The sequence below is a fragment of the Chamaesiphon sp. VAR_48_metabat_403 genome, from assembly GCF_031422475.1.
Classification (GTDB): domain Bacteria; phylum Cyanobacteriota; class Cyanobacteriia; order Cyanobacteriales; family Chamaesiphonaceae; genus Chamaesiphon.
Genome location: NZ_JANPLS010000191.1, coordinates 1 through 7288, shown reverse-complemented (window position 1 = coordinate 7288; position 7288 = coordinate 1). Strand labels below are relative to the sequence as shown.

The 7288-nt window shown below is 45.1% G+C and carries 11 protein-coding genes; 4 read left to right on the top strand and 7 right to left on the bottom strand.

What is annotated here, in order from left to right:
• Positions 1-419: tRNA-dihydrouridine synthase (locus RMO79_RS09165; RefSeq protein ID WP_310482809.1), on the top strand; the 419-nt coding region annotated here is incomplete at its 5' end.
• Positions 420-460: 41 nt separating this feature from the next.
• On the opposite strand, the gene psb30 is transcribed toward RMO79_RS09165, so the two are convergent.
• Positions 461-601, bottom strand: a complete 141-nt coding sequence (psb30, locus tag RMO79_RS09160; RefSeq protein WP_310482808.1) for a photosystem II reaction center protein Ycf12/Psb30 — start codon at positions 599-601, stop codon at positions 461-463.
• A 202-nt stretch (positions 602-803) separates the two neighbouring features.
• On the opposite strand from psb30, the gene RMO79_RS09155 reads away from it, so the two are divergent.
• Together RMO79_RS09155 and RMO79_RS09150 are read left to right on the top strand one after the other, a co-directional pair.
• Entirely contained in the window at positions 804-1160 is a 357-nt protein-coding gene (locus tag RMO79_RS09155) for a YkgJ family cysteine cluster protein (protein WP_310482812.1), read from the top strand.
• 73 nt (positions 1161-1233) lie between these two features.
• Positions 1234-1602 (top strand): TMEM165/GDT1 family protein, encoded by a 369-nt coding sequence (locus RMO79_RS09150; RefSeq protein ID WP_396136559.1) that lies wholly within the window; start codon positions 1234-1236, stop codon positions 1600-1602.
• A gap of 186 nt (positions 1603-1788) precedes the next feature.
• On the opposite strand, the gene RMO79_RS09145 is transcribed toward RMO79_RS09150, so the two are convergent.
• Positions 1789-3384 (bottom strand): type II CAAX endopeptidase family protein, encoded by a 1596-nt coding sequence (locus RMO79_RS09145; RefSeq protein WP_310482807.1) that lies wholly within the window; start codon positions 3382-3384, stop codon positions 1789-1791.
• A gap of 41 nt (positions 3385-3425) precedes the next feature.
• Here RMO79_RS09145 and RMO79_RS09140 point away from each other — a divergent pair, with 41 nt between their 5' ends.
• Positions 3426-3605 carry a hypothetical protein gene (locus RMO79_RS09140; RefSeq protein ID WP_310482806.1) on the top strand — a complete coding sequence of 60 codons (180 nt, stop codon included), beginning with the start codon at positions 3426-3428 and terminating at the stop codon, positions 3603-3605.
• A 255-nt stretch (positions 3606-3860) separates the two neighbouring features.
• On the opposite strand, the gene RMO79_RS09135 is transcribed toward RMO79_RS09140, so the two are convergent.
• From RMO79_RS09135 to RMO79_RS09115, 5 genes are all read right to left on the bottom strand, one after another.
• Positions 3861-4253: a hypothetical protein gene (locus tag RMO79_RS09135; RefSeq protein ID WP_310482805.1), complete on the bottom strand. Its 393-nt coding sequence runs from the start codon at positions 4251-4253 to the stop codon at positions 3861-3863.
• A 152-nt stretch (positions 4254-4405) separates the two neighbouring features.
• The gene (locus RMO79_RS09130; RefSeq protein ID WP_310482804.1) at positions 4406-4729 is read right to left on the bottom strand and encodes a hypothetical protein; all 324 of its coding nucleotides are present in this window, start codon (positions 4727-4729) and stop codon (positions 4406-4408) included.
• A 101-nt stretch (positions 4730-4830) separates the two neighbouring features.
• Positions 4831-5724 carry an ABC transporter permease gene (locus tag RMO79_RS09125; protein ID WP_310482803.1) on the bottom strand — a complete coding sequence of 298 codons (894 nt, stop codon included), beginning with the start codon at positions 5722-5724 and terminating at the stop codon, positions 4831-4833.
• 40 nt (positions 5725-5764) lie between these two features.
• Complete coding sequence (locus RMO79_RS09120) at positions 5765-6019, bottom strand: transporter suffix domain-containing protein (RefSeq protein WP_310482802.1); 255 nt, start codon at positions 6017-6019, stop codon at positions 5765-5767.
• Positions 6020-6032: 13 nt separating this feature from the next.
• Positions 6033-7055 carry an ABC transporter ATP-binding protein gene (locus RMO79_RS09115; protein ID WP_310482810.1) on the bottom strand — a complete coding sequence of 341 codons (1023 nt, stop codon included), beginning with the start codon at positions 7053-7055 and terminating at the stop codon, positions 6033-6035.
• Positions 7056-7288 lie beyond the last annotated feature (233 nt).

Below are 7288 nucleotides of genomic sequence, written 5' to 3'. Positions count from 1 at the left end.
GGATTCGGCGAGTAAAAGAAGTATTATCGATTCCCATTATTGCTAATGGCGATATTTTTTCGGTAGAGTCGGCTGTCGCCTGTCTGGAGCAAACCGGAGCCGATGGCGTAATGTGTTCGCGCGGTACGCTCGGCTACCCGTTCCTCGTTGGTGAGATCGACCATTTTCTCAAAACGGGCGAACTATTACCATCGCCAGGTGCGATCGCCAGATTAGAATGTGCTAAAGAACATTTACAAAACTTGTACTTATACAAAGGCGAACGTGGCATTTTACAAGCTCGCAAACACATGACTTGGTACGCCAAGGGATTTTCAGGTGCTGCGGAACTTCGCGTGCAGTTACAGGAAATTAAGAATGTAGCCGAAGGAATAAGTATAATCGATCGACAGATAGAGTTATTAGATCGAGTGGTGTAGCGGCTAGGAACTGGATGTGCAGATCGCCAGCCACTTACCAATTATAAATTACCGCGCAGAGCTGCAAGCAAGAATACGACGATCGGACCAGCAATCATAATCATCGCCACCATTGATAGCTGGGCGATGACTTCCCAGTTAATACTCAGTACAGCATCAACAATACCGCTCAAAAAATCCATATTTCCTCTCGAACAAACTTAAATTTATTATATAGCCAACAGGATCGGCGATTCAATTTTATCTGTGCGAAGCAGGATTAGATTAATTTAGTTTACAAAACTACATGGAGAAGGGGGGAGATGGGAGAGCAATTTAACAAGGAAAGTGTAAATCGATGTAAATACCAATAGACTAGATAAGTAATAATTGACTGACAAAAATATGTCTACATGGCGGTGTATAAAGCAGTGTGGGGCTTGCTGTAACCTCGATCCAAGCGATCGACCGGATTTGGACGAGTACCTGCCACCGGAGCAGCTAGCCATCTATCTGAGTATGGTGGGTGAAGATGGTTGGTGTGTGAATCTCGATCGCGATACCCGTGCCTGTAATATTTATGAAGATCGTCCCTCTTTTTGTCGGGTGCAGGAAGATACCTTCGTGGCGATGTTTGGGATCGAGCCAGCGGATTTGAATGATTTTGCGATCGCCTGTTGTCGGGAGCAGATTGAAGGTGTATATGGAGAGCGGAGTCTAGAAGCAATTAGATTCGATACGGAACTGGAAATTTTACTGTAAGTCTCGACCTTTCGCGATCGGTATGAGAAGATGAAATTAACATGAAAACTTTAGTTGTACTTCAGATTATCCAGTGACTAGCCCTTCTGATTCGGAAACTTCTGCTCACAATATTATCATCCCCACCACCGTTACTGAATCTGCAACAAGTCTTCAAAAATCGAGTGTATGGAGTACGTTCTTTTCGACGTTTATCACCATATTTCTGGCTGAGATGGGTGATAAAACTCAATTAGCGACGTTGTTATTAAGTGCCCAATCTCAATCGCCGTGGATCGTGTTTCTCGGTGCGGGGACGGCGTTGATTGCAACTAGTTTGGTGGGGGTATTATTGGGGCGTTATCTGGCGAAGATATTGTCGCCGAGAACTTTAGATATTGCGGCGGGAATGTTATTAATGGTAATTTCAATTTTATTGTTAGGGGATGTCGTCCAGTTTTAGGGTAGGTTGGGTTGAAGAATGGAACCCAAAAGCCCTAATGTGTTGGCATGTTCGTTGAGTTTTGCTACGTGCAACCCAACCTACGAATTTTCAGCGGTAGCGATCTCATCTAGACGATTTATTTCATTGTCTTGTCAACTTATCCATTTACTCCAGCGAGTATCGATCTCCATAATGTCTAAAACTTTAGCCCCCATTCCCTAAGATAAATAAACTGACTAGCGTGCTGCTATTCCAAAGACTGTGTAAAAGCATTGGTGCAAGCAGATTACGAGTGCGAACGTAGACAACACCTAAGATAATTCCCAATGTGGTTAATGGTAAAATTTCGGATAAACTCAAGTGGGCGACCCCAAATACCAACCCACTAACGACGATCGCGCCCCATACTGGCATGTAGCGGGTCAAGGAAGGCAGGAGAAATCCTCGGAACAGGAATTCTTCAAATAACGGTGCTGCGACGGCTGCTGTGCCGAAGAACAGCCACAGCGCAATCGTGTCTTTACCTTCGAGGACGATTTGGAGGAGTGGATTGCTACCACCTTGTCCGTGCCAAATTTTCTCATTGATTAACGATACGATAATGACGATCGGGTTGGCAACTAAATATCCGCCAATGCCCCATAATATCCAGTTAGATTTCCAGTTAAATTTAAACCAATCTGGTGGGAGTGGAAAATAAGATTTTATCGATAGATACAGTACGCCGATACCTAATCCAGACATCAAGACATAGCTGCTAAATACATATATGCCTTGTCCTCTAGTTGTTAATGTGGCAGGATTGACAATTGCACTAAAGAATGTGGGTAATAAAAACTGTCCGACAAAAAAGAAACCTACCATAAATACTTGCCAAACAATCTCCCAATCCCATGGTGTAGTCCACTGAGTCGAGATATTTGCCAATAAAACTTGCGATATGGATCGTTCCGCTCGTTGCCCAATGGCGAGGGTGATTAATCTGACGATAAAAAAGACAATTAAACCGACACCACTCAAGCCGATAATCACGCGCGGGACGGTAATTAAGGCTACTTCAATCAGGGCATTTTTAGCGGCAATTTGTTCGGTAGTATTGAGTTGAGCTAGTGTGGCTCGATCGTCTAGATTTGTATATAATTCAGTAAGAGCGCGATCTCGAAACCAGCCTTTAAAGTTAGTGGTAATTTCCGATTGAATCTGTGGTGCAGTAGTTTTATCGATTGCGGATGGTTGTTTCCAAATCTCTATTAACGATCCTGCCAGATTTTTAGAGCCAGATTGCTGGGAAGTGGTAATAACTTTATGCCAAGTTGCGATCGCTTCTTTCTGTTGTTTGTTAGCTGCTTGTAAAATACCAATCCGCAGATCGATTTTGTCAATTTCGAGTTTGGCTGCGGTAATTGTTTTATTAATTAAGTTAGTTTGAAGCGCGAGGGATTCTTTAGTATTAGCATCTGCGGCTGCTAAATCTGCTAAACTACGATTGAGGCTATCAATCGCCGTCTCATCGCTCGATCTGATATTCTGGTATTGTTGAGTTGCAGAATTGAGAACATCCGCACCAACGATCGATGTTTGTAATGCACCTAAACCCTCTAGATCGGCTGTCGGCTTCCATTCAGATGCAATTAATACCAAATCGGTTTGGTACAGCTCGAATTTGCCTTGAATCTGCGGTCGATCGAATGTGCCAATTAATGAGAAGATTAGCTTAAATAGGATAAAGATGGTCAGTACGCTTAGTAAAATTCGGCGTATCGATTGAAAAGATGTGAGATTTTGGCGATCGAGACTCATTAAAATGCCAAGTTAAAGTTTATCATTCCGATCGTTATTATATGACGTTAACTCAGAAGTTTGCCTATCTATTTAGTATTAGTTTTGGGCTGAGTATTCTAGTCTATTTATTACGCGGTTTTGGGATCGTGACTTTTCTACCAGGAGGCATCCTCCTGGCTTTACTTGTACTCGCGCTCTCGACTTTTTTTACTTATACTATTCTCATCACCAAACGCTAACAATCGGAGAGCGGGGAGTGTGGTTGTGCCTACGGCAGGCTATCGCCAACGGCTCCGCTCAACCACCCTACCGTGCATACACAAGTCGGCTAGACTTCGTTTCGAGGTGTAAATCCCCCTTAGAAAGGGGGATTTAGGGGGATTCAAGCCAACTTCGCTTATTTCTAGAGATGTGTATACACGGTAGTTCAACCACCAGGGGAGTAGGGGACTGGGAAGATTAAAACTCTAATCACTATTCACTTTCCACTAAATCTAACAGCCTTGCTGACATCGAGATAATAAGCGATTTAGAATTTCTTTACCGCGTGGGGTTGTGACTCTAACGCGGATATAATCTGGATCTTGGCGTTGCCAAACAACTTGATACCGAGTGCCATTATTATTCCAGGTATAGATTCTGCGGTTACCATCTCTTAATACTGTCGCACCCGATAATTCGATCGATTTATTCGAGCCGCGTAGTTGTCCTCGATACTGGTAGGTATTATTCTGATAGTAAACGTGAACATCCCATTCGCGATCGCTAAATGAGCCTTCTAAATTATTAGATTGAGCTACTGCTACCATCGGCACAAATGCCTGAGTAAATAGCGGCGTTGCTAGCCCAAATATGAATAATGCCGCAGTTGAGTAAATTCGTTTCATCAGATGAGCGAGGATAGATGCAACCGACTACACTCGCGAATGAGTCAGTTCCGAACTGGTATGATACTTTTTATGATGAATGGTGCGGATAACGGGGCAAACCGATCTGCTATCCACAAACTGCTGAGTCACGCGAGCCGCAAAATCTAAAATTACTTAGTTGTGCTAGTTGCTGGAGTGGCTTTTTTATTGCGTTCGCGAATTAATTTCAATTGATTAGTCCGAAAATCCTCTGTCGCAGAATTCAGTTGTTCGCGTTGTTCGTTACTATAGTTAGGATTATTTTTGCCACCGAGTTGGGCTTGATTGATCAGGTTTAGCAAGCCAGATGTATCGCCGCCGGATGCTCTACTAAAAGGGTCGCGGTTGTCGCTAGTACCATTAAAAGTATTATTGTATTGAGCCGATGCAATTGTCGGCAGCAATGCTACTGACAAACCTAGCAACAAACAAACAGGAGTGCGGAAAAGTTTCATAATCTAACTTGAGTGAGGGGATACTAACTAATTTTAGCAAAACTACCAATTTAGTGCTGCTATTAATTGAGATAGCTGATGTTGACAAATAGTTCCTCAGCTTAGGCTAAACGACGTTTTAAGAGGGGTTGAATGGCTATGAGAGTTAATGCTGCAAACCCGACTAAAATTGCCAGCGAGGTGCCGAAAGTGATGTTACCCCAAGGTGCTTGAAGAACGATACTACCGAGATCCCACTGAGGATGATTGTACAAGTAGCGAATTGGCTCGATCGCATAAGTTAGTGGATTGAGCGAGGCTACCCATTGCAACCATTGGGGCATAAACGATAGAGGTGCTAGTGCGGTACTGGCAAATAATAAAGGTAAGTTCAGGACAAAAATTACCGCAATTAGCTCGATATGTCCGGGGAGTGCAAAGGTGAAACCCAGACTCAACGCCGTTACGCCTAATACGAGGAGCAAAATAATCAGCGCGATGATGCCCAAGCCAGCAATGCTGGGCAAACCAGCACCCATGAGCGCATTAACCATGACGATCGCGGCGGTTTGAACGAAACTTAGTGCTACAATATAAATTGCCGAAGCTGCGACGATCGAATAACGAGATGCCAATGGCGCGACGAGCAGCCGATTGAGGAAGCCAAATTCGCGATCGAACATCACTGGCAATCCGGCATTTAAAGCTCCGACAAAGGCGGTAAATACGATCAGTCCCGCCCCTAAAAATTGCCCGTAGCTCAAGTCATTACCCATCATCCCCTGCGGCGCATTTTGAAAGAGCGCGCCAAATAGTAACAACCACATTAACGGTTGCATGATGCCTGCAACTAGAGTCGAAGGACGACGCTGGAGTTGAATGAACAGGCGTTTGGTGAGTGCCAGGGTTTCTTGGATGAAATCAGCGATCTCATTAGATTGTAATGGTTCGCGCGATCGCAGGCGATCGCTCGGAGCTAAGTTTAGAGGTGTGGAAGTGTCGATCGTACCGCTCATGGTAGGTTTGGGGGAAAAGGATGAAAAAGGTTAATTTTAGCTATTTTCTGTGAGTAAATCGTTGCCACCAATAGTAAGGATAAAGCTGACGACGAAACCGATGGGCGAATTCTTTACCTGTTAGCAGTATGCCCACCCAGAAGAGGACTTCGCTAATTATGACTAAAATGGTTGCGGTTGTTGCTTTAGAGGCAATCGATAAGGGTAAGATTGGGACGGCGAGGATCGCCGCCCACAATAGGCAAGAAATGACGATGAGCGATAGTCCGATCTGGACATAAATTTTCGATCGCACTATATTTTTACCCTTAGCGCATACTTTGTTTTTTCTCTGCTTTGAGATCGCGCTTGCTAGCGGCACTAAGTTCGGCATCTAGCAAGGTTTTGCCTGTGGCAGCTAGATAGACATCATCTAGACTGGGGCGCGATTGGGAGATGCCAAAGATGGGAATCCCCGCCGTCTGTAACGCTTGCTGAATGGTCATTAGCACGTCACGATCTGGTGTGACGACCAAATTGAGCGAGTTTGCCGAAGAAGTTGAATTGACGATCGCTTCCTGCACGAAGGGGAGTTCGCAGAGCATCTGCTGGGCTTTTTCGGCTTCTGGGAGCGGGGTAAACTCCCGAATTCGCAGGACGATCCGATCTCCGCCTAACCGATCTTTGAGATCTGTCGGCGTACCTTCGGCGATAACTAATCCCCGATCGATAATACCGACTCGATCTGCCAGTGCGTCAACCTCTTCGAGATAATGACTGGTAATTAAAATCGTCGTTCCACTCGCGCGGAGCTGGCGTAAAAAGTCCCAGACTACTACCCGACTCTCGATATCCAATCCGACTGTCGGTTCGTCTAAAATCAGGACTTCCGGCTGGTGTAATAATCCTGCTGCTAGATCGATCCGTCGTTTTAAGCCGCCAGAGTAGGTACCCGTTTTTTTATCGGCATAACTGTTTAAGTCGAGGATTTCTAGCAATACCTCGATTCGTTGTCGGGCTTCCGCTTTAGGAATATGGTAAAGGGAAGCTTGGAGTTCGAGTAATTCTCGCCCAGTCAGCACCGGATCGAGCGCAACTTCCTGGGCAACATAACCGAGCCGTTTCCGGGCTTCGCGCGGCTGTTCGACGACAGAAACTCCGCCGATTTCGATCGTACCGCTATCGGGCTTGGCAAGGGTACACAAGCACCGAATGGTAGTAGTTTTACCAGCACCATTGGGGCCGAGCAAGCCAAAAATTTCGCCCTGCTCGACTTGGAAGGATACGTCTTTAACTGCTGAGACGTTTCCATAACTCTTGGACAGATTTTGAATATTTACTGCTGCTGCCATCATCTATCTCTGATTATGGACAATTGGTAGTTAAACTAGCAATTTGGGGTGAATCGCCTTTTAACTGCCACTATCTATATTAACAATTTCCGGCATTGCTGGATCGGGGGGAGGAGGGAGTAAGAAGTAAGAAGTAAGGAGTAAGAAGTAAGAGGGGAGACGGGGAGACGGGGGGACGGGGAGACGAGGTGCAATTACTTCTATTCCCTATTCCCTATTCCCCAAAACCTAAA

Bases quoted from the DNA above. Each gene is read 5' to 3' on its own strand.
- psb30 (WP_310482808.1), bottom strand. From the start codon at position 601: ATGGATTTTTTGAGCGGTATTGTTGATGCTGTACTGAGTATTAACTGG.
- RMO79_RS09155 (WP_310482812.1), top strand. From the start codon at position 804: ATGTCTACATGGCGGTGTATAAAGCAGTGTGGGGCTTGCTGTAACCTC.
- RMO79_RS09145 (WP_310482807.1), bottom strand. From the start codon at position 3,384: ATGAGTCTCGATCGCCAAAATCTCACATCTTTTCAATCGATACGCCGA.
- RMO79_RS09140 (WP_310482806.1), top strand. From the start codon at position 3,426: ATGACGTTAACTCAGAAGTTTGCCTATCTATTTAGTATTAGTTTTGGG.
- RMO79_RS09135 (WP_310482805.1), bottom strand. From the start codon at position 4,253: ATGAAACGAATTTACTCAACTGCGGCATTATTCATATTTGGGCTAGCA.
- RMO79_RS09130 (WP_310482804.1), bottom strand. From the start codon at position 4,729: ATGAAACTTTTCCGCACTCCTGTTTGTTTGTTGCTAGGTTTGTCAGTA.
- RMO79_RS09125 (WP_310482803.1), bottom strand. From the start codon at position 5,724: ATGAGCGGTACGATCGACACTTCCACACCTCTAAACTTAGCTCCGAGC.
- RMO79_RS09115 (WP_310482810.1), bottom strand. From the start codon at position 7,055: ATGGCAGCAGCAGTAAATATTCAAAATCTGTCCAAGAGTTATGGAAAC.